The sequence below is a fragment of the Ruegeria sp. BHSB056 genome (assembly GCF_059613305.1).
Genome location: NZ_JBXWSG010000010.1, coordinates 1 through 23,952, shown reverse-complemented (window position 1 = coordinate 23,952; position 23,952 = coordinate 1). Strand labels below are relative to the sequence as shown.

Annotated in this window: 25 protein-coding genes; 12 read left to right on the top strand and 13 right to left on the bottom strand. The window is 57.8% G+C overall.

The window, feature by feature from the left end; genetic code table 11:
• The first annotated feature begins 4 nt into the window (after positions 1–4).
• Positions 5–733 (top strand): hypothetical protein, encoded by a 729-nt coding sequence (locus AC2FND_RS04355; RefSeq protein ID WP_496768148.1) that lies wholly within the window; start codon positions 5–7, stop codon positions 731–733.
• Here the strand turns inward: AC2FND_RS04355 and AC2FND_RS04350 are convergent.
• Positions 727–2,679, bottom strand: coding sequence for a 4Fe-4S binding protein (locus tag AC2FND_RS04350; protein WP_496768146.1), 1,953 nt, complete (start codon positions 2,677–2,679; stop codon positions 727–729). The two genes, AC2FND_RS04355 and AC2FND_RS04350, sit on opposite strands and share 7 nt — an antisense overlap.
• A gap of 262 nt (positions 2,680–2,941) precedes the next feature.
• Here AC2FND_RS04350 and AC2FND_RS04345 point away from each other — a divergent pair, with 262 nt between their 5' ends.
• The 10 genes from AC2FND_RS04345 to AC2FND_RS04300 all read left to right on the top strand — a co-directional run bounded on the left by AC2FND_RS04345 (position 2,942) and on the right by AC2FND_RS04300 (position 12,089).
• Complete coding sequence (locus AC2FND_RS04345) at positions 2,942–3,496, top strand: DUF3305 domain-containing protein (RefSeq protein ID WP_496768145.1); 555 nt, start codon at positions 2,942–2,944, stop codon at positions 3,494–3,496.
• Positions 3,493–4,068: a DUF3306 domain-containing protein gene (locus AC2FND_RS04340; protein WP_496768143.1), complete on the top strand. Its 576-nt coding sequence runs from the start codon at positions 3,493–3,495 to the stop codon at positions 4,066–4,068. Before AC2FND_RS04345 ends, AC2FND_RS04340 begins: the two co-directional genes overlap by 4 nt.
• A 4-nt stretch (positions 4,069–4,072) precedes the next feature.
• Entirely contained in the window at positions 4,073–4,684 is a 612-nt protein-coding gene (locus AC2FND_RS04335; RefSeq protein WP_496768141.1) for a TorD/DmsD family molecular chaperone, read from the top strand.
• A gap of 57 nt (positions 4,685–4,741) precedes the next feature.
• Positions 4,742–4,930 (top strand): ubiquinol-cytochrome c reductase iron-sulfur subunit N-terminal domain-containing protein, encoded by a 189-nt coding sequence (locus AC2FND_RS04330; RefSeq protein ID WP_496768139.1) that lies wholly within the window; start codon positions 4,742–4,744, stop codon positions 4,928–4,930.
• A 105-nt stretch (positions 4,931–5,035) separates the two neighbouring features.
• Positions 5,036–7,930 (top strand): formate dehydrogenase subunit alpha, encoded by a 2,895-nt coding sequence (locus tag AC2FND_RS04325; protein ID WP_496768137.1) that lies wholly within the window; start codon positions 5,036–5,038, stop codon positions 7,928–7,930.
• Between the two features lie 12 nt (positions 7,931–7,942).
• Entirely contained in the window at positions 7,943–8,536 is a 594-nt protein-coding gene (fdh3B, locus tag AC2FND_RS04320; RefSeq protein ID WP_209504177.1) for a formate dehydrogenase FDH3 subunit beta, read from the top strand.
• A gap of 75 nt (positions 8,537–8,611) precedes the next feature.
• Positions 8,612–9,814 (top strand): formate dehydrogenase subunit gamma, encoded by a 1,203-nt coding sequence (locus AC2FND_RS04315; protein ID WP_496768136.1) that lies wholly within the window; start codon positions 8,612–8,614, stop codon positions 9,812–9,814.
• A complete protein-coding gene (locus AC2FND_RS04310) occupies positions 9,815–11,077 on the top strand; it encodes a c-type cytochrome (protein WP_496768135.1) in 1,263 nt (420 codons plus the stop codon). It abuts the gene before it with no gap.
• A 13-nt stretch (positions 11,078–11,090) separates the two neighbouring features.
• Positions 11,091–11,216: a hypothetical protein gene (locus AC2FND_RS04305; RefSeq protein ID WP_280922366.1), complete on the top strand. Its 126-nt coding sequence runs from the start codon at positions 11,091–11,093 to the stop codon at positions 11,214–11,216.
• Positions 11,217–12,089, top strand: a complete 873-nt coding sequence (locus AC2FND_RS04300; protein WP_496768132.1) for a substrate-binding domain-containing protein — start codon at positions 11,217–11,219, stop codon at positions 12,087–12,089.
• A 64-nt stretch (positions 12,090–12,153) separates the two neighbouring features.
• Here AC2FND_RS04300 and AC2FND_RS04295 read toward each other — a convergent pair whose 3' ends face one another.
• The 10 genes from AC2FND_RS04295 to AC2FND_RS04250 form a co-directional block, all read right to left on the bottom strand.
• On the bottom strand, positions 12,154–12,969 hold the full coding sequence (locus AC2FND_RS04295) for an ABC transporter substrate-binding protein (RefSeq protein ID WP_480898448.1): 816 nt from the start codon (positions 12,967–12,969) through the stop codon (positions 12,154–12,156).
• A gap of 20 nt (positions 12,970–12,989) precedes the next feature.
• On the bottom strand, positions 12,990–13,724 hold the full coding sequence (locus tag AC2FND_RS04290; RefSeq protein ID WP_496768131.1) for an ATP-binding cassette domain-containing protein: 735 nt from the start codon (positions 13,722–13,724) through the stop codon (positions 12,990–12,992).
• The gene (locus AC2FND_RS04285; protein WP_496768130.1) at positions 13,717–14,430 is read right to left on the bottom strand and encodes an ABC transporter permease; all 714 of its coding nucleotides are present in this window, start codon (positions 14,428–14,430) and stop codon (positions 13,717–13,719) included. The genes AC2FND_RS04290 and AC2FND_RS04285 overlap by 8 nt, the downstream gene beginning before the upstream one ends.
• A 158-nt stretch (positions 14,431–14,588) precedes the next feature.
• Positions 14,589–15,584, bottom strand: coding sequence for an ABC transporter substrate-binding protein (locus tag AC2FND_RS04280; RefSeq protein WP_496768128.1), 996 nt, complete (start codon positions 15,582–15,584; stop codon positions 14,589–14,591).
• 65 nt (positions 15,585–15,649) lie between these two features.
• Positions 15,650–16,495 carry an ABC transporter permease gene (locus tag AC2FND_RS04275; protein ID WP_496768126.1) on the bottom strand — a complete coding sequence of 282 codons (846 nt, stop codon included), beginning with the start codon at positions 16,493–16,495 and terminating at the stop codon, positions 15,650–15,652.
• On the bottom strand, positions 16,492–17,409 hold the full coding sequence (locus AC2FND_RS04270; protein WP_209595945.1) for an ABC transporter permease: 918 nt from the start codon (positions 17,407–17,409) through the stop codon (positions 16,492–16,494). Before AC2FND_RS04270 ends, AC2FND_RS04275 begins: the two co-directional genes overlap by 4 nt.
• On the bottom strand, positions 17,406–17,849 hold the full coding sequence (locus AC2FND_RS04265) for a GNAT family N-acetyltransferase (RefSeq protein WP_480481338.1): 444 nt from the start codon (positions 17,847–17,849) through the stop codon (positions 17,406–17,408). The genes AC2FND_RS04270 and AC2FND_RS04265 overlap by 4 nt, the downstream gene beginning before the upstream one ends.
• The gene (locus AC2FND_RS04260) at positions 17,839–18,636 is read right to left on the bottom strand and encodes an ABC transporter ATP-binding protein (RefSeq protein ID WP_496768123.1); all 798 of its coding nucleotides are present in this window, start codon (positions 18,634–18,636) and stop codon (positions 17,839–17,841) included. The genes AC2FND_RS04265 and AC2FND_RS04260 overlap by 11 nt, the downstream gene beginning before the upstream one ends.
• Positions 18,637–18,690: 54 nt before the next feature.
• Positions 18,691–20,145 carry a dihydropyrimidinase gene (gene hydA, locus AC2FND_RS04255; protein WP_496768121.1) on the bottom strand — a complete coding sequence of 485 codons (1,455 nt, stop codon included), beginning with the start codon at positions 20,143–20,145 and terminating at the stop codon, positions 18,691–18,693.
• A gap of 91 nt (positions 20,146–20,236) precedes the next feature.
• A complete protein-coding gene (locus AC2FND_RS04250) occupies positions 20,237–21,487 on the bottom strand; it encodes a Zn-dependent hydrolase (RefSeq protein WP_496768120.1) in 1,251 nt (416 codons plus the stop codon).
• Positions 21,488–21,659: 172 nt separating this feature from the next.
• On the opposite strand from AC2FND_RS04250, the gene AC2FND_RS04245 reads away from it, so the two are divergent.
• Positions 21,660–22,268: a TetR family transcriptional regulator C-terminal domain-containing protein gene (locus tag AC2FND_RS04245; protein WP_496768119.1), complete on the top strand. Its 609-nt coding sequence runs from the start codon at positions 21,660–21,662 to the stop codon at positions 22,266–22,268.
• Positions 22,269–22,315: 47 nt separating this feature from the next.
• Here the strand turns inward: AC2FND_RS04245 and preA are convergent, their stop codons facing one another.
• Together preA and AC2FND_RS04235 are read right to left on the bottom strand one after the other, a co-directional pair.
• Positions 22,316–23,620 carry an NAD-dependent dihydropyrimidine dehydrogenase subunit PreA gene (gene preA, locus AC2FND_RS04240; RefSeq protein WP_480505528.1) on the bottom strand — a complete coding sequence of 435 codons (1,305 nt, stop codon included), beginning with the start codon at positions 23,618–23,620 and terminating at the stop codon, positions 22,316–22,318.
• A gap of 18 nt (positions 23,621–23,638) precedes the next feature.
• Positions 23,639–23,952 (bottom strand): hypothetical protein (locus AC2FND_RS04235; RefSeq protein ID WP_496768117.1); only part of this gene is annotated, 314 nt, incomplete at its 5' end.

The window sequence follows — 23,952 nt, the reverse complement described above, 5'->3', positions numbered from 1 at the left end:
AACCATGCGCCTTGTCTTGTTGTGCCTGAGCCTGACGCTCACCGCCACCCCCTCCTTGTCGCAGGAGGCAATCGGCCTTGCGGCCCCGGCAGAGGTTAACGACTCCGGTCTGTTGCAACATATCCTTCCTCGCTTCTCTCTCAAGACCGGGATACGCGTTGTCGCAGATGATGCCGGTGTCATGGTGCTGGAAACCGCGCCGCCCGGCGATCCTGTCTTTGCCCGCGACGACGTGATCTATCACCTGCGGATCGAAGACAACGACCGCCAGGGCCGTTTTCTTGAATGGCTGCAATCAGAGATCGGCAAGCGCACTGTCGAAGGTTTTCTTCCTGCGGTGGGTGAACCGTTCAGCGCCAGTTTTGATCCCAAGATCACCCAGTCGGACGATACCCTGGACGGCAACACCGTGTTGGGTGAAGAACTATCGATGACCCATTGTGGTCGATGTCACGTGATTGGCCCCCGCAACCGGATGAGCGGGCTTGGATCAACCCCCTCTTTCGCGGTTCTGCGCGCGATGCCTGATTGGTCGGAACGGTTCGAGGCGTTCTTTGCCCTTAACCCTCACCCCGCATTCACGCAGATCGACGGGTTGACACCCCCCTTTGATCCCGAACGTCCATCCCCAATTTACCCGGTCAAGATGACATTGGACGATCTTGAAGCCATCCTGGCATTTGTTTCGCGCATTGACGCCGCAGATCTGGGCGCGCCGCTAAAGCTTCAGTGATCCTTTCTGTCCGAATAGTAATCCTCGGTGGTAACGACCCGAGGCTTGGGTTTTGACTGGAACGGATTGTCCTGCTGCTGGAAATGGGCATTCACCCGACAATTGTCACACATTTGGATCATTCGTGCTTGATCCGTAGTGGCAAACATCGGGTGCGTGCCCGAAAGCCTTTCCATGATCCGTTCAACGGTTGATTTAACCCCAAACAAAGCCCCGCATTCGATGCAGGCAAATGGCTCTTCCTCGTTCAACACCTGCTGAGACAGAGCGGCATCGCTCAGGTCCAGTTGCGGCACCAAGGTGATCGCGTCTTCGGGGCAGATCGTCTTGCACAATCCGCATTGCAGGCACGCATCCTGCTGAAAGTTCAGCTGGGGCTTGTCAGGGTTATCCATCAAAGCCCCGGACGGGCACAGCGACACACAACTAAGACAGAGTGTGCAACTGTCTGTATTCACTGCAACTGCACCGTAAGGCGAACCTTCAGGCAATGGCAGCGGGGCACCAGCCTGCGGGTTAAGGGCCTGTGCTGCCAGCCGTGCGATTTGTCGGCGGTTGCCAAGCGGCAAGACCGGATCTGCCAACGGTTGGGGTACCTTTTGCGCATACAGCAAGTCAGCCATCGCATCAGGGTCCACCTCTTCAATGAACCCGATCCCACCCAAACTGGTTATGGCACGTGCCAGTTCAATTTCGCGATCCAGCGCATCCCGTTCCGTTGTCGGTGCCAGCAGCACATCCACACGCGCAAATCCATGCGCCAGCGCGGCCAGCATTTCCGAATGACCGAACCCGGATATCACTTTCAATTCCAGCGGAATAACATCCGAAGGTAATCCCCGGCCGAACCTTGCTGCAAGCCTTATCATTTCGGCCCCGTGGGCGTCGTGCACAAGCAACCGGGGTGCGATACCGCCTGCCCCTCGGTACGTGCGCGCCAGAATATGCATACGTGACAACAAGACCGAAACAGGTGGATCTTCGTAGGTTATCGCTGTTGACGGGCAGACCGCCGCGCATTCGCCGCACCCGGCGCAGACCATCGGATCAATCGCCACATGCTCGCCCGAGGGCGTGATTGCACCGGTTGGGCAGATATCCACACAGTTTGAGCACCCGACCTGTTCCGCCCGCGAATGGGCGCAAAGTGTTTCCTCCAGTCGCACGTACAGGGGTTTTTCGAATGTTCCGACCAGTTGGGCGGCGTCAAAAGCCATGCGTTCTACAGAAACCGCATCCTTGGGATCAGCCCGCAAATACCCCTCGCGCTTGGCCGGAGCCTGCACAAAGGGCGTGCCTCCGGTCAGATCAACTATGAGGTCGCAGGCCGATTGCGCCCCATCTCTTGGTTCCGTCCAATTGAAAGCTCCCCTGCCTGCGGGAGCCACTTGCTGCACATTGTCCAGACGCAAGGAAAACCCACCCAGAGCACCCGAAACAGACCGCAATTGCCCCCGAATGACGTCGAAGGCCCGAGAGTCCGGCTCAGCCTGATCCGTGACCAGAACGGTTACCGCCAGTGTTCGGGCCAACCTTTCCGCCAGTCCGAAGGCAACGTTGCCCGGACCTATGATGAAACACGTGCCTTCGCTGATGACATCAACGCTGGGCGTCACGGGTTGCGGCAGGAACGCTTCGGCGGCTAAGGCAGCCATTTTGGCTGTCGCATCCGCGCCCTGATCGGACCAACCGGCGCGATCCCGCAGGTCAACAAAGCCGGGGATTTCGATATTCATATCTTCGGCAAGCGACCGGAACACCTCTTGTTCTTGCAGACAGGCAATGACGGTATCGCCCTCTTGCATCAAGGCCGCAGCGGATTGTAGTTCTTTTGTACAAAGCGCGGTATGCACCTTTGAACAGGTAATTCCGCAGGCGCTTTCGATCCTGTCCGGATCCAGCGCCTGAGTTCCCGCGCAATCGCAGAGCAAAAGTTTCGTACCCATGTCCCCTCCCTCGGGAAGCAATCCCGATCCTTTGCACTTTAGGCTGCATTCCCGATGAGGCAACTTCAACCCTGCACAGCATGCGTTAGGCGGTCAGAATTTCGCGGCAAAATCCCCTAAAACAAAAGCCTTCTCAGACTTTGATCACGAAGACGCTACTGGGAATACGACCAAAGTATTAACGCGCAGGCTTGGCACGCGGCTATTTTGTGTACCATAGTGGACATGGAAAGGCAGGGGAGAGCCTTTAGGGGAGGATCCAGTGGCCAAGGCCGCAAGCCAGATCGACATGCCGGTTGGCGTAATTGTGCGCAAAACACCCGGGGTCACACGTTGGGCCCGCTGGAACTGGCGCGCGGTCGCCGTGTTGCCCGGTGCAGGGCCAGCCGAATGGCAGGAACTGCGCCGCGAAGGCGAGGCGGTCGAATACCACGCTGCCACCCTTCCCCTGACCCTCTGGGCGGACGAGACTGAAGCCTACCTGGTCAACCTGTCGGACGGGCAGCCTTCGATCTATCTTGTACTGCGGAATGAGCTGAAGGGCGACACGCCGCTAAATGCAGTTCTGATCACCGCTTCTCCATTCCAGGGGCAGGATTACGCAGATACCGGCGAAGAAATTGTCGAGAAAATCCCAATGACGGAAGGGCTGATCGCCTGGGTGCGGGATTTCACCCTGAAACATCACCAGCACGAAGTGTTTATCAAACGCCGCCGCGACAGAAAGCAAACCGATTTGGTGGAGGATGGTAAGGGCGACGCGCGCATCCGTCAGACATCGGATGTATTTCGCGCACCAAGACGGGTGCTGCAATGACAGAGCGGCGTGATTTCTGGTCGCGCCGGAAGGCAGCCGTTCAGGCCGAAGCTGAAGCCGAGGCGCTGGCCCTCGAAGAACAGGTGATCGCAGCCCATCACGCCGAACTTGAAGAAAGAAGTGACGCCGAGATTTTGGCCGAATTCAACCTTCCCGATCCGGATACCCTCGGGCCCGGCGATGATGTTTCGGGCTTTATGTCCAAGGCAGTGCCTGATCGCCTGCGGCGCCGCGCCCTGCGTCGGCTGTGGCGGTTGAACCCTGTTCTGGCCAATGTCGACGGGCTGGTTGATTACGGCGAGGACTACACCGATGCGGCCTGCGTGATCGAAAACATCCAAACCGCCTATCAGGTTGGAAAAGGCATGCTGGCGCATGTCGAAGCACTGGCCACCGACGCGCAAGAAACGGAAGAAGACGAAATCGAGGCTGATACGCTCTCTGAACCAGAGGTCGTGCCGGTTGATCCCGATCCCCTGCCACAGCCGGTTTCAGTTGCTCAGGTCGAAGAGCCGGAAGAACTCGAGCGTCCCCCGTCGCCACGTCGAATGACATTTGAATTTGAAGGATGACCGAATGACCGCAAGTGACGCGCACACTCTGGATGTTTCAGCCGAGGATCGCCTGCGCGCGGATTTCTATAACTTTCTGGGTCTGTTACTTGCAGGTCCTCCGGATCAAATGTTGCTGGACCAAATGGCTGGTCTGGTCGGAGATGACACGGATCTCGGCAAGGCCATTCAATCCATGGCACGGGTTGCCAAGGTCACCAAGCCAGCCGCTGCCGAACGGGAATTCAATGCGTTGTTCATCGGATTGGGTCGCGGCGAATTGCTGCCATATGCCAGCTTCTACCTGACGGGCTTTTTGAACGAGAAACCCTTGGCTCAGCTGCGCAATGACATGGCGGTTCGCGGGATCACACGTGCCCCAAACGTGTTCGAGCCAGAAGATAACATCGCCTCATTGATGGAGATGATGGCCGGAATGATCGTCGGGCGTTTTGGCGGCCCGGCTTCCCTGGATGACCAAAAGGCATTCTGGAGCAAGCACATCGGCCCCTGGGCCACGCATTTCTATTCGGATTTGGAAGCAGCCGAGAACTCGGTCCTTTATGCATCCGTCGGCACTGCCGGGCGGGTGTTTATGGAGATCGAGCGCGAAGCGTTCCGGATGACGGCGGGGTAATCCGCACATCGCCGGTGTCCCATGGGCACCAAACCGCAATTGGGAAAGGAGGTTCCCATGAGCAAGACCAAGGAAGAAAGCGCCTCGCGCCGTGACTTCCTCAAACTGGCCGGTACCGCAGCGCCTGCTGCCGTTGCCGCCGCCAGCCTGACCGGGAAGGCCGAAGCCGCAGCGCTGCCGACCGACGAAACCCGCATTCAGGATACAGCGCATACACGCGCCTACATCGAGAGCACCCGGTTCTAGGACCGGACGCTTTCACACCCGACAGACGGTTGCGATTGGCCCTGACGTCGGTTTCAGCAGTACCAAGCCAGCCGTGGCTTACACGGTGCGCAAGGGAGGAAAGACATGCTTAGGAAAAAGACCAACGGGGTTGCGAGACGCCCCCAGCGGACAAGTATCCTGTCCCAGGTCGGCGAGAAAACCGTCGATCGCCGCGCATTCCTGCGTGGCTCGGGCCTGACGATCGGCGGCCTTGCCGCGATCAGCGCCACGGGTGGAACCGTGACGCCAGCCAGTGCCCAGACTGCGGCCAATCAGGCCGTCGAAAACATCAAATCCGTATGCACCCACTGTTCGGTCGGCTGTACTGTTGTCGCCGAAGTGCAGAACGGTGTCTGGGTCGGGCAGGAACCCGGCTGGGACAGCCCGTTCAACCTGGGTGCACATTGTGCCAAGGGAGCGTCGGTTCGCGAGCACGCCCATGGTGAGCGTCGCCTGAAATATCCGATGAAAAAGGAAGGCGGCGAGTGGAAGCGCATCAGCTGGGAAGAAGCGATCAACGAGATCGGCGACGGCATGATGAGCATCCGCGAGGAATCCGGGCCCGACAGCGTGTACTGGCTGGGCTCTGCAAAACACAATAACGAACAGGCTTATCTGTTCCGCAAATTCGCTGCCTACTGGGGCACGAACAACGTGGACCATCAGGCCCGTATCTGCCACTCGACCACCGTTGCGGGTGTTGCGAATACATGGGGCTACGGTGCCATGACCAATTCGTATAACGACATCCACAACTCGCGCGCCATCTTCATCATTGGCGGCAACCCGGCTGAGGCGCACCCTGTCTCTCTACTGCACGTTCTGCGCGCGAAAGAGCAGAACAACGCCCCACTGATCGTCTGCGACCCGCGATTTACGCGCACGGCGGCCCATGCGGATGAATATGTCCGTTTCCGCCCAGGCACAGACGTTGCGCTGATCTGGGGCATCCTGTGGCACATCTTCGACAACGGTTGGGAGGATAAAGAATTCATCCGCACCCGTGTCTGGGGCATGGACCAGATTCAGGATGAGGTGGCGAAATGGACGCCCGAAGAAACAGAACGCGTCACTGGCGTGCCCGGCTCGCAACTGAAACGTGTTGCCCGAACCATGGCGAACAACCGCCCCGGCACGGTCATCTGGTGCATGGGCGGCACACAGCACACCAACGGCAACAACAACACCCGCGCCTATTGCGTGCTTCAGCTTGCGCTGGGCAACATGGGTACCTCGGGTGGTGGCACCAATATCTTCCGCGGCCACGACAACGTGCAGGGCGCGACAGACCTTGGTGTGTTGTCCCACACTCTGCCCGGCTATTACGGGCTGTCCGCGGGTGCATGGGGCCACTGGAGCCGCGTCTGGGGTGAAGACCTGGATTGGCTGAAGGGCCAGTTCGCCACGATCAAGGGCAAAGACGGCAAGGACAAACCGCTGATGAATGAAAGCGGTATCCCGGTATCCCGCTGGATCGACGGTGTTCTGGAAGACCCTGCGAACATGGATCAGGACAACAATGTCCGTGCCATGGTTCTGTGGGGGCACGCGCCGAACTCGCAAACGCGGGGTCCGGAAATGAAAACGGCAATGGAGAAGCTGGACATGCTGGTCGTGATCGACCCGTATCCCACCGTTTCCGCTGTTCTGCATGACCGCACCGATGGCGTCTACCTTTTGCCCGCCTGTACGCAGTTCGAAACCCGTGGCTCGGTCACCGCGTCAAACCGCTCGCTACAGTGGCGTGACAAGGTGGTTGATCCGCTGTTCGAAAGCCTGCCGGACGAGGTCATCATGGCCAAGTTCGCCAACAAGTTCGGTTGGGCGGATCGCCTGTTCCGCAATATCGAGATGGAAGACCCCGAGACCCCGAATGTTGAAAGCATCACGCGTGAGTTTAACTCGGGCCTCTGGACCATCGGATATACCGGGCAGTCACCGGAACGCTTGAAAAGCCATATGGCCAATCAGCACACGTTCGACAGAACCACGCTGCAAGCCATTGGTGGACCAAACGACGGCGAGTATTACGGCTTGCCGTGGCCATGCTGGGGAACGGCTGAGATGGGTCATACGGGGACACCGAACCTCTATGATATGTCCAAGCCGGTGGCCGAAGGTGGCCTGACCTTCCGCGCTCGTTTCGGGGTGGAACGCGATGGTGACAACCTGCTGGCCGAAGGGGTCTATAGCGTTGGGTCGGAAATTCAGGATGGTTATCCCGAATTCACGATGCAGATGCTGATGGACCTTGGCTGGGACGGTGATCTGACGGCTGAGGAACGCGCAGCCATCGACGCCGTTGCGGGACCAGAGACCAACTGGAAGACCGACCTGTCGGGCGGCATCCAGCGGGTTGCGATCGAGCATGGCTGTGCGCCCTTCGGGAACGCCAAAGCCCGCGCGGTTGTCTGGACCTTCCCGGATCCGATCCCACTGCATCGCGAGCCGCTCTACACGAACCGGCGCGATCTGGTGGCGGACTATCCAACCTACGAGGACCGGCACGCATATCGCCTGCCCACCCTTTATGCTTCGATCCAGAAGAACGACTTTTCAAAGGATTACCCGATAATCCTGACGTCAGGTCGTCTGGTCGAATATGAAGGCGGCGGCGAGGAAAGCCGGTCTAACCCATGGCTTGCTGAACTTCAGCAGGATATGTTCGTCGAGATCAATCCGCGCGATGCCAACAACCTTGGCATTCGGGACGGTCAACAGGTCTGGGTCGAAGGTCCGGAAGGCGGTAAGGTCAAGGTGATGGCGATGCTGACCAATCGGGTCGGTGCCGGTGTCGCCTTCATGCCTTTCCACTTTGGCGGCCATTTCCAGGGCGAGGATCTGCGGCACAAATACCCCGCAGGCGCTGACCCCTATGTTCTGGGCGAAAGTTCCAACACCGCCCAGACTTATGGCTATGATTCAGTGACCCAGATGCAGGAGACCAAGTGTACTCTCTGCAAGATCTCGGCAGCGTAAGGAGGACGATTAATGGCTAGAGCAAAGTTTCTCTGCGACGCTGAACGCTGCATCGAATGCAACGCCTGCGTAACCGCGTGCAAGAACGAGCATGAGGTACCCTGGGGTATCAACCGCCGCAGGGTGGTGACGATCAATGACGGCAATCCGGGCGAACGCTCGATCTCGGTGGCCTGTATGCATTGTTCGGATGCGCCCTGCATGGCGGTGTGTCCGGTCGACTGCTTCTATCAGAACGAAGAAGGTGTTGTCCTGCACTCCAAGGACCTGTGCATCGGTTGCGGTTATTGCTTTTACGCGTGCCCGTTTGGCGCGCCGCAATACCCGCAGGCGGGCAATTTCGGTTCACGCGGCAAGATGGACAAATGCACCTTCTGCGCCGGCGGTCCCGAAGAAAACCACTCGACCGCAGAGTTCGCCAAATATGGTCGCAACCGGATCGCCGAGGGCAAACTGCCCATCTGCGCCGAAATGTGCTCCACCAAGGCCCTGCTTGCCGGTGACGGCGACGTGGTGTCGGCTGTTTACCGTGAACGCGTCGTGGCGCGCGGTTTCGGCTCGGGTGCCTGGGGCTGGGGTACTGCCTACGACCAGAAAGACGGCTAAGCTGCTGTCTGCACAAAGCAATGTACAACCCGCTCGGCGCGGGTTGTCCGATCTTGGAATTTGACCGAGGTTCAGATGCTCCGCTTTTTCATCGCTTTTCTGTTGACCCTTGGGCTGACCCTTTCGGCAGCCGCCCAAACGACCGATGACAGCAACGCAACGCCTGAAAGGGCGGGAACCGGCGGAGCGACGACCCTCGAAGACATCCTCGCCCGGCAACGTGGCGAGAAGGTGAATAACCGCTATCGCTCCGGCAATACCGGTCAGAGCAATGTAGAAGGCCTGATGGGTCAGCTTGGCACCCGTGGTGTCGCGTCGGATAGTGATGTGTACCGTGCGTTGCGTTATGGCTCGGCCGATGTGACCGTATCGTCAAACGGCCCGGCGGCAAGCGTGCTAATACAGGATGGCGGCATGTGGTGGCTGAACTTCCGCAGCGGACCGCTGCGCGAATATGGCACCTATATCATCGCCGGGATGCTGGGCATCATTCTGCTGTTCTTCCTGATCCGTGGGAAAATCCGCATCGATGGAGAGAAAACAGGCCGCACAGTCACCCGTTTCAACGGAATTGAACGATTTGGCCATTGGCTGTTTGCAGGATCGTTCCTGATCCTCGGCATTACTGGTTTGCTCACGCTCTATGGCCGCGACTTCCTGATTCCGATCTTCGGCAAGGAGGGTTTCGCTACCATCGCATTGGGCTGTAAGTGGCTGCATAACAATCTGGCCTGGGCCTTTATGCTGGGTCTGGTCATCGTCACGGTGAATTGGATTGCTCATAACATTCCCAACCGGACCGACCTGAAATGGCTGGCCGCTGGCGGGGGGCTGTTCACCAAGGGCGACCACCCGCCCGCCCGGAAATTCAATGCGGGGCAAAAGATCATTTTCTGGGCCTGTATTCTGTTAGGCGTGTCGATCAGCCTGTCCGGCTTGTCACTGCTGTTCCCGTTCGAGATGCCCTTGTTCGCCAAAACCTTCTCGGTCGCAAACGCGACGGGCATTCCACAGGCGCTGGGTCTGACCTTGCCGGTGCAGATGTCACCGCAGGAAGAGATGCAATTCGCCCAAGTCTGGCATGTCATGATTGCCTACGTGTTCATCGCGATCATCGTTGCGCATATCTATCTCGGCTCGGTCGGGATGGAGGGTGCGTTTGACGCCATGGGAACCGGAGAGGTCGAGGAACAATGGGCGCGCGAGCATCACTCGCTCTGGCTGGAAGAGGTGAAGAAAAAAGAGGCTGACACAGCAGCCGCCTCACCCGCTGAATAGATGCGTGGGCTGGTTCTGGCGCTGGTGCTGGTTCCCCTGCCCGCCGTGGCAGAATTCTTCACGCTGAAAGGGCATGGCGGCCCCATCATGGGCATCGCCACCGCACCTGACGGTCGCATCGCAACGGCCAGTTTCGACAACTCTGTGGGCCTTTGGACCGGGCAAACACCAGAATGGTACGAAGGGCACGAAGCCGCCGTGAACACAGTCGCGTTCAACGGCTCCGCTTTCTATTCTGCCGGAGACGACTTCACCCTACGCAAGTGGCCCAGCGGTGAAGTCATTGGCCGACACAAGGGCAAGATTGTCAGCCTTGCGGCTTCAGAAACCGTAATTGCAACCGCCAGCTGGGATGGAACAATCGGCCTGTGGCCTGTCGATGGCACAGAACCCACGCGGCTTGAACCGACCGGCAGTGGCGTGAATGCGGTCGCATTTTCACCTGACGGCACGCAACTTTATTCGGCGGGAGTCGACGGCGCTTTGCGGCTATGGGATGTATCCAGCGGGCAGGAAACAAGGCGTCTGGTCGAGCACGGGTTCGGCATCAATGAACTGGCCCTGAATGCGCAGGACAACTGGATCGCCTATGGCGCGGTTGACGGCGTCACGCGTATCCTTGACCTTGCCACCGGGGAAGAGCGGGATTTCACTCTGGACCGCCGCCCGATCCTTGCCCTTGCACTCAGCCCTGATCGGAGACTTTTGGCCGTAGGCGATGGCGAAGGGTATATTATGGTCATCGACGCCGTCGATTGGCGCATTGCACAGGATTTTCGCGCCACTTTGCGCGGTCCGGTCTGGGCTTTGGCATTTTCCACAGACGGTAAGAACATCCATGCGGGCGGGCTTGACGAGGCGATGTACAGCTGGCCTGTGGAAGCGTTGTCCGACCAACACCAGATGGCCTCGGCAGAACCAAGTTTCCTGAAGGATCCTGACGAGATGGACAACGGAGAACGCCAGTTTGCGCGCAAATGCTCGATCTGTCACAGCCTGTCTTCCGATAACGAACGACGTGCAGGCCCCACCCTGCACGGTGTATTTGGACGTCAGGCCGGCACGGTTCAAGGATATTTGTACTCGGATACATTGCAAGGCTCTGATATCATTTGGAATGACGAGACAATAAATGCCCTTTTCGACGAAGGGCCAGACCACTACATTCCAGGGTCGAAAATGCCGATGCAGCGGATTGCCAAATCACAGGATCGCCAGGACCTTATCGCTTTTCTGCGTCGCGCAACAACTGACCGGAACTGAACCGGAGGAGCCCATGAAAGCCTTTCTCGCCGCTGTCGCCGCGATGGTCGTTATTGCAGGCGCAGCCCCATTTGTGCTGGAACAGATCGGGTTCAGCACCGCTGACACCACATCCGGCGCCGCCGTGCGCCTAGACTGAATGCCGCAATATCTGACCACCCGTGAACTGGCCGATCTGCTGCGCATTGGCGAGCGGAAGGCTTATGACCTTGCCTCGTCAGGTGAGGTACCGTGCGTGCGCGCCATGGGCAAACTGTTGTTTCCGCGGGCCGAGATCATTGCCTGGCTCAACGCGTCGCGATCTGGCCCACAGGTTGCCGAACCGCCCCTACCCCCGATCATAGCGGGCAGCCACGATCCTTTGCTGGACTGGGCGCTGCGTGAAAGTGGGTCGGGGCTGGCCACCTATTACGACGGTTCTTTTGACGGGCTGATCAGGCTCAGCGAACGCAGCGCGCAGGCCGCTGTGTTGCACATCCACGAAAATGGCGGATTCAACAGAGAATCCCTGCAAGACACTTTGGGCGAAGCCCCGGTAATCCTATTTGAAATCGCCCGACGTGAGCGTGGGTTGCTTCTTGCTCCGGGCATATCCGACATCAATTCTTTTGACGACCTCAAGTCCCGCACCGTCATACTGCGTCAGGACAGTGCGGCAAGCCAGCGCCTGTTTGACGCCCAACTGGGCGCTCACGGCCTGCGCCGGGATGATCTGGATATTCGACCAGGCTGCGCACGCACAGAAGAAGAGCTTGCGATCGCGCTGCATGACCGGAAGGCCGAGGCCGGTTTTGGGCTTGGCGCCCTAGCCGGTCTCTACAACTTGGGTTTTGTCCCCACTCATTCCGAGAGGCTGGATCTTGCCATCTGGCGTCGGGCCTTTTTCGATCCGCCAATACAGAAACTGCTAATTCTGTTGCGCTCGGGTCAGTTCGCCCAGCGGGCACGCGAGTTTGGCGGCTATGACCTGTCTGGTCTTGGCACGATCCACCACAATGGGGCCAGCGGGTGAACCTCTACCCGCGCCTTCATCTTTTTATAAATACTCGCCCCGCAGGGGCTGGCCGCAGGCCAGCTTATTGCGCATTGGGGAAAAACACCTGCTGACCGTCCAGCCGGAAAGAAGCGATCGCCTCCTGCCCGTCCGGCCCGGTCAACCAGTCGATGAACCGCTGACCAGAGGCAGCGCGCACATGCGGATGCTTTTCGGGATTTACGAGGATCACACCGTATTGATTGAACAGACGCGGATCACCTTCAACCAGGATCTCAAGATTGCCTCTGTTACCAAAGGACAGCCAGGTCGCCCGATCTGTCAGAGTATACGCATCCATGCCGCTGGCCACGTTCAGAGTCGCACCCATACCTGAACCGGTTTCCCGATACCAACTGCCGGACGCGCCGGTCGGATCCGCCCCCGCAGCCGACCAATGCCGCAGTTCAGCCTTGTGCGTTCCGCTATCATCGCCGCGCGACGCAAACGGGGCTTCAGCCTTTGCAATCGCTGTAAGAGCGCTCAGAATGTCGGCACCACCGCGAATTCCGGCGGGATCTGCCTTGGGGCCCACCAATACAAAATCGTTATACATCAGGTCCTTCCGCTCCACGCCATATCCATCAGCGACGAATTTCTCTTCGGCGGATTTGGCGTGAACCAGCAGGACGTCCCCGTCACCATTGACCGCATTGCGGATTGCCTGACCGGTTCCTACGGCCACAACCCGCACGTCAATGCCCGACTCGGCCTCGAACCACGGCAGTATATAGTCCAACAGCCCCGAGTTCTGGGTGGATGTCGTAGACTGCACGACAATGAACGGTGTCTCTGCCAAGGCCGCATTTGCCGACAGACCAAGGGCCATCACTGCCGCCCGAAGTATTGCGCGGAACATCATTTTCTCCGTTTTATCTTTTAGGTAACCAATCCACCCGCGAGATAGCGACGCGATGCTTCACTTTCGGGGGTATCCAAAACCTGTTTTGCGGGGCCGTGTTCAACCACATGACCGCCCTGCATCATGACCACATCCGAGGCCAAACGACGGGCCTGCCCAATATCATGTGTCACCATCACGATCCGTACACCCCGCGCCGAGGCGCGCAGAACCATACGTTCGATCATCTGTGTTGCGCCGGGATCAAGGGCGCTGGTCGGTTCGTCCAGAAACAGTGTTTCGGGCTCCAGCGCCAAGGCACGCAAAATGGCCAGCCTCTGGGCCTCGCCCCCCGAAAGCGACCGGGCAGATTGGCAGGCCTTCCCCTCCAGCCCGCCTTCGGCCAGCAACTCGATGATACGTGCCTTTCTCGCCGCTCGCCCCATGCCCTGACGCTTGAGGACAAAGCCCAGGTTTGCAGCAACAGAGCGTCGCAACAGAACCGGTCTCTGAAATACCATGGCTTGGCGCGCTTTCTGCGCAGCGCCCAGAGGGTTTCCATCCTGCACCACCCGCCCGCGATCCGGCGAAATCAGGCCGTGCAAGCACCGCAGCAACAGGCTTTTGCCCGCACCGTTAGGGCCAAGAAGCAACGTCGGCCCCGGACCATCCAGAACCAATGAAGGAACATCCAGCAAAACCTTGCCGTTGCTGCGAATTTGCACGTTTTCAACCGTCAGACAGTTCGACATGTCACAGATCACGTCACGCATGGCGCAACCCCTCCTGTTCGGCCCGCAAACTGACCGCGCTGACCATCGCGTTTACGGCAACTGCAATCCCGATCAGGATCGCCCCCAGCGCCAGTGCCAGCGACAGATTTCCCTTCGACGTTTCAAGCGCAATGGTTGTCGTCATCACGCGGGTCACATGATTGATGTTTCCGCCAACGATGATAACCGCGCCCACCTCGGCGATGGCGCGTCCGAAACCGGCAAGCAGGGCCGTGACAAGCGCCAGTCGCGCATCCCACAACAAAACCGGAACCGAGGCCAGCCGTGACACACCCAAGGACCGCAGCTGTTCGGAATATTCCTCAGCCAACATTTCAACAACCTGTCGCGTCAGAGCCGCGACAATGGGGGTGACCAAAACGACCTGCGCAATGATCATGGCGGTCGGAGTGTACAAAAGCTCAAGCACTCCCAAAGGACCCGAACGGGACAGCATCAGATAGACCAGCAGGCCTACGACAACCGGCGGAAACCCCATCAGTGCATTCATCAGGACGATCAGCATCCGGCGGCCGGGGAACCGGGCGACGGCCAATGCAGCCCCCACGGGCATTCCGATCAGAGCAGAAACCAGAACCGCAAACACGGACACTTTCAGAGACAACAGCACAATTGCCCACAGCTCAGAATCTCCCCCGAGGATCAAGGCAATCGCAGCGCTGAATTCTGATGAAAATTCCTGCATTTTCTTCTCAAACACCTGCGCTTCGTACAAAACACATTAGATTACATGGAAATACTACTTCATATCGGTGCCAAGTACAGACACAATTCCGACACCACGAATACGAAACGCGGCCCCGATTGGGACCGCGCTTTTGACCTTCAAATTAACGGTTAGCGTCAGTTCAGAGCAGCGTCCGTGATCTGGTGCGTCCAGGCCCCTTCGGGTTCCTTGGTGATCGCCGGATTTTCCGCAGATACGGCCGACAACAGCGTTTTCACTGTCTGCTCGTAGTCCGCTGGATCTAGCGCACCGTCGGATCCTTCGATCAGCTTCGCTACCTCGCCCATCATGTAAACCTGATGGTCCAGCTCCTGCGCGCCGGTCTCGTCAAACTCCAGAACGATTTCAGCGGCCTCTTCCTGATTTTCAGCCGCGTATTTCCAGCCTTTCATCGACGCCCGAACAAAACGCTCCATTTTGTCGACAAACGCTGGGTCGTTCAGGTTTTCCTCCATAACATAAAGCCCGTCCTCCAGCATACCGAACCCCATCTGCAAATAGTTGAAAGTCACCAACTCTTCCGGGGTGATACCAGCCTGAAGGATCTGGCGGTATTCGTTATAAGTCATGGTCGAGATGCAATCCGCTTGCCCTTGGATCAAAGGATCTGCGGAAAACGCCTGCTTCAGAACAGTAACGCCGTTCTCATCAGCACCATCGGTCTCGACGCCTAGAGACGCCATCCAGGCGTAGAATGGGTATTCATTGCCAAAGAACCAGACCCCCATGGTGCGACCTGGGAAATCCTCAGGAGATTCAACTCCTGTGGATTTCAGGCAGTTAACTTGAAGACCGCCTGTTTTGAATGGCTGAGCAATATTTACTAGCGGAACACCGCGCTCGCGTGCAGCCAAGCCGGCGGCCATCCACGTGGTGATAACGTCTGCACCGCCACCAGCGATCACTTGCTCCGGTGCAATATCGGGGCCGCCCGGTTTGATTGTGACATCAAGCCCCTCTTCGTCGTAGAAACCCTTTGCTTCTGCCACAAAGTAGCCAGCAAACTGCGCCTGCCCAACCCATTTCAGCTGCAACGTCACTTCATCTGCCGCAAGCACCGTGCTGGCTGCCAAACTGAAGGCGGCAACCGCCCCGCTAAGTAGCTTGTTCATTTTCCTATCTCCTAGTTGCTTTTGATTGCCCCGTTGTCGAGGTCTGTTGAATTATTCCTTCGTATTCATCGACGCTGCGACGGGTGCCAGAACGTCACGACCTTCTCGATACCAGCGACAAGCCCGTAAAAGGCGGTCCCGGCAAGTGCGGCTACGACGATCTCAGCCCAAACCATATCAAGCGACAGCTGGCCGACGCTGGTAGAAATCCGAAAGCCCATCCCCACGATCGGCGATCCGAAGAATTCAGCCACGATAGCGCCAATCAAAGCCAAAGTTGTTGAAATCTTCAACCCGTTGAAAATGAAAGGCATCGCCGCAGGCAGCCGCAGCTTCAGAAAGCTCTGCCAATAGCTTGCTGCATAGGTTTCCATCAAGTCACGCTGCATCGCGGTGGCCTCGCGCAGTCCGGCCACGGTGTTGACCAGCATCGGAAAGAACACCATCACAACGACCACCGCCGCTTTGGAATGCCAATCAAACCCGAACCACATGACCAGAATGGGTGCCGTCCCCACGATGGGCAAAGCCGCGACGAAATTCCCGACTGGCAGTAGCCCCAAACGCAGGAAATCCCACCGATCAACGGCAATCGCCATAAGGAAGGCCGATCCACAGCCGATGACATATCCGCTGAGCGCTCCTTTCAGGATTGTCTGAACAAAGTCGGCCCAAAGAATATCAAGGCTACCTGCAAATCGCACCGCCATGGCAGACGGTGCTGGCAGAATGACCAACGGAACTTCAAGCCCGCGGACCACCAGCTCCCAGACTCCGACAATGGTCAGACCAAAAACCACCGGTGCCAAGAAGCGTACCATCTGGCTGTCGGCTTGCGGGCCACTGGCCAATCGGCTGTTCAACCACCAGCCGAAAGCCCACAGCAGCAAAGCAAAGACAACCAACATCATTGCGCCATCCCCATCCGCTTCAGAACCGACCGTTCAATCAATCCCAGCAAACCGACCAGGCAGGCGGCCAGAATGGCCGCAGCGAACAGCGCTGACCATATCTGCACGGTTTGTCCATAGTAACTGCCCGCCAGCAACCGAGCACCCAATCCTGCGACAGCGCCTGTCGGCAGCTCGCCAACAATTGCGCCGACCAGCGACGCCGCAATACCGATCTTCAACGATGTGAACAGGTATGGCATCGACGCAGGAAGGCGCAGTTTCCAAAACCCCTGCGATTGGCTGGCATTATAGGTCCGCAACAGGTCAAGTTGCATCGCGTCAGGGCTGCGCAACCCTTTGACCATGCCGACGACAACCGGGAAAAAGCTCAGATACGCTGAGATGATCGCCTTGGGAATGATCCCCTGAACCCCGACCGAGTAAAGGACCACGATAATCATCGGTGCCAAAGCGATAATCGGGATCGTCTGGCTCACGATAGCCCATGGCATGACTGACAAATCCATCACGCGGCTATGCACGATCCCAACGGCCAACAAGACACCCAGCCCGGTTCCGATGACAAAGCCCAGCATCGTGGCGCTGAGTGTCACCCATCCATGAAAGACCAGCGATCTTTTCGAGTTGATTTTCTTCAGGACGGTTGTATCCCACAGTTCAATCGCCACCTGATGAGGGGATGGCAAACGGGGCTTGCCCTGCTCCCAAGCAGCTGGAATTGCGAACGAATTATCCAGAACCAGACCGAACTCTCCCAGATCCCGGCGCGCACTTGCGGTGGGTGGCTGAACCTCGGCACCGCCACGTTCAAGCTCGGTCAAAACCCCTTTGATGTTCATCGGAACGCAAGCGACATACCAGAACAAAACGATCACGGCAACGACGGTGAAAACGGCAATGATCTGCTTCATGCGTGCCACTCCATTCGATAGACGGGCACTGTATCCGGCGGTACGGGTGGTTCTTCGGCAGTTACCTCGAACCCTTCACGACGGTAAAACCTCTGCGCCGCCTGATTGGGTTTGTGTGTTGTTAGCCAAAGATGGGTCCGACCCTGCTTCGCCTTGGCAACGAAACGCTTGCCAATTCCCTGCCCCGTCCGGCTGCAATACAACGCACCGATTTTACACTGCGCCGGATCTATGGACATGTAGCAATCAACCGGATCACCCGCGACCCAGATCTCGCGACTGTCGAACGCTTCGTGGATCAGGGTCGCCAATTCCTCCACCGGCAATTCATCAGGCATCCATTCCGTCTGCGAGGCCCAGTTGTAAATCACGCGGGCACAAGCCGGCACGTCACCTACCACGGCCCGTCTGATGGTTTCTGCCGCCGGATCAGTCGTCATAAGAATGCCCCGCCCGCAACCCGTCACGAACACGATGGGCCACTTCGATGAATTCCGGAGTATCACGAATGTCCAACGGCCGTTCCTTTGGCAGCGGGCTGTCGATCACATCCGTAATCCGCCCCGGCCGCGGGCTCATTACGACAATTTTAGTGCTCAGATATACCGCTTCGGGAATCGAATGCGTCACGAATCCGATGGTCTTTTCGGTTCTTGCCCAAAGCGCCAAAAGCTGCTCGTTCAGGTGGTCGCGCACAATCTCATCCAAAGCGCCGAACGGCTCATCCATCAACAAGATATCAGCATCAAAGGACAAGGCCCGCGCGATGCTGGCGCGCTGCTGCATCCCGCCGGATAACTGCCATGGAAACTTTCCGCCAAATCCTTCAAGATCAACCAGTTCCAGGACTTTTCTCACCCTTTCTTCCTGCTCGGACGCGGAATAGCCCATGATCTCAAGCGGCAACTTGATGTTCTTTGCTATGGTGCGCCAAGGATAAAGGCCCGCCGCCTGAAAGACATACCCATAGGCCCTGTTCCGCCGCGCTTCGTCCGCGGTCATTCCGTTGACAGTCAGCGACCCGCCGGTCGGTGTCTCCAAGGCCGCGATGCAGCGCAGGAAAGTGGTTTTCCCACAGCCCGAGGGGCCAATGAAACTAACAAATTCACCCTTGTCGATCGTCAGGTTCACGTCTTTCAACGCGTGAACAGGCCCGTCATTGGTTTGAAAGGTGAGGTCAAGCTGCCTTGCTTCGATGACGTGCTGGGTCGTGCTTTCAGTGGTCATTCTACTGCCTTGAAAAGAGTGGTGCCGGGGCCACCCAGACAGCGGCCCAACGGATCAAACCCCCGTCGCCGGGATACCTGTCCGCTCAACCGGCCGAGGGGCGGTTAGTTCCTTCCACGCGCTCAAAGCCTTGTTGACAGTCGTATTTGCCTCGCGCGCAACGAACTCGCCATGGCCTTCCTGCGTGCGGATTTCACCATCATGTACCGCAATCTGTCCACGGGTCAGCGTAAAGCGCGGCAGGCCTTTGACCTCTTTGCCCTCAAACACGTTGTAGTCGATCGAAGATTGCTGCGTACTGGCTCTGATCGTTTTCGTTTTTTCAGGATCCCACACGACGATATCCGCATCCGCTCCAACAAGGATCGCGCCTTTTTTCGGATAGCAATTCAGTATCTTGGCGATGTTTGTTGAAGTCACCGCAACAAATTCATTGGGCGTCAGGCGTCCGGTATTCACGCCATGCGTCCACAGCATCGGCATCCGATCTTCCAGACCGCCGGTCCCGTTCGGGATCTTGGTGAAATCCCCAACTCCAAAGCGTTTCTGTTCGGTCGTAAAGGCGCAATGGTCGGTTGCCACAACACTCAGCGATCCTGATTGCAGGCCATTCCACAAGCTGTCCTGATGCTGCTTATTGCGGAACGGGGGGCTCATGACCCGCCGCGCGGCGTGGTCCCAATCCTGATTGAAATATTCGCTTTCATCGAGGGTCAGATGCTGAATCAACGGTTCGCCCCACACTCTCTTGCCCTGCATTCGGGCCCGACGAATGGCTTCATGAGATTCTTCGCAGGATGTATGAACAACATATAGCGGCACCCCCGCCATATCAGCGATCATGATGGCCCGGTTGGTGGCCTCACCCTCTACTTGCGGCGGTCGGGAATAGGCATGCGCTTCGGGGCCAGAGTTCCCCTCGGCCAGCAGCTTGGCGCTCAGTTCGGCAACGACGTCTCCGTTCTCGGCATGCACCATTGCGATGCCGCCCAGTTCGGCCAAACGCCTGAACGAGGCATAAAGCTCATCATCATTCACCATCAGCGCGCCTTTATAGGCCATGAAATGTTTGAAGGTGTTGATGCCGCGCGTCTCAATCACGGTCTTGAGGTCATCAAATACCTGTTCCCCCCACCATGTCACCGCCATGTGGAACGAATAATCGCAATTCGCCCGTGTCGATTTGTTGTCCCAGCGCTTCAGGGCATCCAGCAGGCTTTCGCCCGGATTGGGCAGCGCGAAGTCAACAACCATCGTCGTGCCCCCTGCCAGGGCCGCCCGTGTACCGCTTTCAAAATCATCGCTGGAATAGGTGCCCATGAACGGCATTTCCAGATGGGTATGCGGATCAATCCCACCGGGCATCACATAACAGCCGGTCGCGTCCAGCTCGTTATCCCCTTTCAGACCCATCCCGATCCCGGTGATGACGCCGCCTTCGACCAATACATCCGCCTTGTATGACAAATCCGCGGTGACAACGGTTCCGTTTTTAATAACAGTACTCATTTTGAACTCCCTGATGCGGTCTGCGCCGCTTGCTTCATCTGGCCAAAAATATCCCGGGGGAGTCGCCCTTGGGCGACGGGGACAGCGCCCCCTATTCCACGATTTCGGCGGTCTCGACCACGGCATGCAGCAGGACATCTGCCCCGGCTGCCGCCCAATCCTTGCTGATCTCTTCAGCCTCATTATGGCTCAGCCCGTCGACACAGGGGCACATGACCATGGCGGTCGGGGCCACACGGTTGATCCAGCAGGCATCATGCCCCGCGCCCGAGATGATATTGGTATGCGAATAGCCCAGTCTTTCAGCCGCATTGCGCACGGCTGACACGCAATCGTCGTCGAACTTCACCGGATCAAAACCCCCGACTTTCTCGAATTCGATCTGCAGGCCCATTTCTTCGACAATGTCCTCCGCCGCCACCCGCAGGCGGTTTTCCATATCGGTGATCACCTCCAGCTCGGGCGAGCGGAAATCGACCGTGAACACTACCTTGCCCGGGATTACGTTGCGAGAATTCGGAAAAACGTCAATATGACCCGCTGCTCCGACTGCATGCGGCGCATGAGACCAGGCAATGTCGTCCACTTTCTCAAGAATGCGCGCCATCGCAAGCCCGGCGTTCTTGCGCATCGGCATCGGGGTCGAACCGGTATGGGCATCCTTGCCGGTCACCTTTATCTGCGTCCAGCTCAGACCCTGACCGTGGGTGACGACGCCGATATCCTTGCCTTCGGCTTCAAGGATCGGGCCCTGTTCGATATGCAACTCAAAGAAAGCGCGCATCTTGCGCGCGCCAACTTCTTCTTCGCCGCGCCAACCGATCCGGTTCAGTTCATCCCCGAATTTCTTACCCTCGGCATCTTCACGGTCATACGCCCAGTCCTGCGTGTGCATTCCCGCAAAGACGCCAGACGACAGCATGGCAGGCGCATATCGCGTCCCTTCCTCGTTGGTCCAGTTGGTTGCCACTATGGGATGTTTTGTCTTGATCCCGAGGTCATTGAGCGTGCGGATAATCTCCAGCCCGCCCAGAACGCCCAGAACGCCGTCATATTTTCCGCCAGTCGGCTGCGTATCCAGATGCGATCCCACGTAGACCGGCAAAGCGTCCGGGTCGGTGCCCTCACGATGCGCAAACATGTTGCCCATCTGGTCAAGGCCCATGGTGCATCCAGCCTCTTCACACCATTTCTGGAACAAGGCGCGGCCTTCGGCATCCTCGTCAGTCAGAGTTTGCCGGTTGTTCCCCCCCGCAACACCGGGACCGATCTTGGCCATCTCCATCAGGCTGTCCCACAACCTGTCGCCATTGATCCTGAGATTCTGCGCCGGAGCTGCCATTGTCTTATTCCCTGTTTGCTTGCGATTTTGCTCGCTATTGGTGTCTTGATTTGACCAACTGGTCAAACTCACGCTATCACGGGTTCGGTATCAGTCAAGAAATTGCGCGGCAAAGCCTGACATTTCAGTGTAATCCGCGCCTATCCGACGAAAAAAGAGACATACTGAAATCATGCCGAAAGACCGCGCACCGACTCGAATCCAGAAGAAGAACCGAGCCGCGATTCTCGAGGCTGCCCTGAATGTGTTTTCCGCATACGGGTTTCGTGGGGCAACCGTCGATCAGATTGCCGCCGAGGCGGGGTTGAGCAAACCCAATCTCCTCTACTATTTCGCGTCGAAAGAGGCGATCCACACCGAATTGCTTTCGGGCTTGCTGGAAACCTGGCTGGCGCCCCTGCACGATCTGGATAAGACCGGTGATCCGATGGAGGAAATGCTGTCCTATATTCGCCGGAAACTGCAAATGAGTCAGGAGCTACCACGGGAAAGCCGCCTTTTTGCCAATGAGCTTGTGCAAGGCGCGCCCCGTATTCACGACGCTTTGTCCAATGATCTCAAACAACTGGTTGACGAAAAGGTCACCATACTCACCAATTGGATGGATCAGGGCAAAATCGCACGGTTGCACCCTTATCATTTGATGTTTTCGATCTGGGCGCTGACGCAGCATTATGCCGATTTCGACGTTCAGGTGCGGGCTATTCTGGGCCACGAAGACCCGTTTGAGGGTGCGGAACCCTTTGTAGAGACGTTGTACCGAAAGCTCCTGACGCCATGAATGCAGGGGCCGCGTCAGCGGCCCCTCAGGGATATTCCCTGTCTCGATCATTCCGCTGCTTTGGCCATCGGATTGTTCGGGTGCGTGGTCCAGTTCGCGTAGGTCGGCTGAACCTCTTTCCCGGTGCGCGGATCGATTTCACCTGCCGCCATCGGCACCATCGAAATACAGCCTTCCACCGGGCATACATCAACGCAGAGGTTACAGGCGACACATTCGTCATCCATCACCTCGAACACACGGTCATCCGATATTGAAATCGCCTGATGGCTGGTATCTTCACAGGCGGCATAGCAGCGGCCGCATTTGATGCATTGGTCCTGATCGATCTTGGCTTTGGCGATGTAGTTCAGGTTCAGGTATTGCCAATCGGTGACATTGGGCACCGCGCGCCCGATCACCTCATCAATGCTGGTATACCCCTTTTCATCCATCCATTCCGACAGACCTGCCGTCAATTCATCAATGATCTTGAACCCATAGGTCATAGCAGCGGTACAGACCTGCACCGTGCCACATCCCAGCGAGATAAACTCGGCCGCATCACGCCATGTGGTGACACCCCCGATGCCCGAGATCGGCATGCCGTGCGTCGCCTCGGCCCGCGCGATTTCGGACACCATCGACAGGGCGATCGGTTTCACGGCAGGGCCGCAATACCCTCCGTGGCTGCCCTTGCCATCGATCGAAGGTTCAGGGCTGAACGTGTCCAGATTGACGCTGGTAATCGAATTGATCGTATTGATCAGCGACACCGCATCCGCGCCACCGTTTCTGGCCGCCGCCGCAGGTTTGCGGATATCGGTGATGTTCGGTGTCAGTTTCACGATGACCGGTCGGTCATAGTATTGCTTGCACCACCGCGTGACCATTTCGATATATTCCGGAACCTGCCCTACGGCGGACCCCATACCGCGCTCGCTCATCCCGTGCGGGCAACCGAAGTTCAGTTCGATTCCGTCCGCGCCGGTTTCAGCCACGCGGGGCAGAATGGCTTTCCAGGCTTCTTCCTCGCAGGGCACCATAATCGAAGCGATCAGGGCGCGATCCGGATAGTCGGACTTGACCCGCGCCATTTCCTCAAGGTTCACCTCAAGCGGGCGGTCGGTGATCAGTTCGATATTGTTTAGTCCCAGCAAACGACGGTCGGCACCGTAAATCGCGCCATACCGCGGTCCGTTCACATTTACAACCGGCGGCCCCTCGGACCCCAGCGTCTTCCACACAACACCGCCCCAACCGGCCTCAAACGCGCGACGAACATTGTATTCCTTGTCCGTCGGCGGCGCAGAGGCCAACCAGTAAGGGTTGGGGCTGGAAATGCCCAGAAAGTTAGTCGTCAGATCGGCCATGGCTTCTCCCTTCCCGGCTCAGCCGGATTTTTTGAATATCATTTCGGTCGGGCGTATGCGCCCGGCCTTGAGGTTTTTGACGTAGTTCTGGAACTTTTCGGGTGCCGTCTCGCCCATCATCAGATGAATGCCCAGCGGTGCCGGGCCGGATTCAGCAATCTTTGCAAAGACGTCCTCGAAGAACTGTATCGCGAATTCGGTGCGATCCGTTTCTGTCACCAGTTCAAGACCCGCGGCACTTGCCGCAGACTTATAAACATCCGGCGCATCCACGAACGAGGTTTCGGCAACAGTGGACCACGGCAGAGGGAAAGCCAGCGGCTCGTCCACGT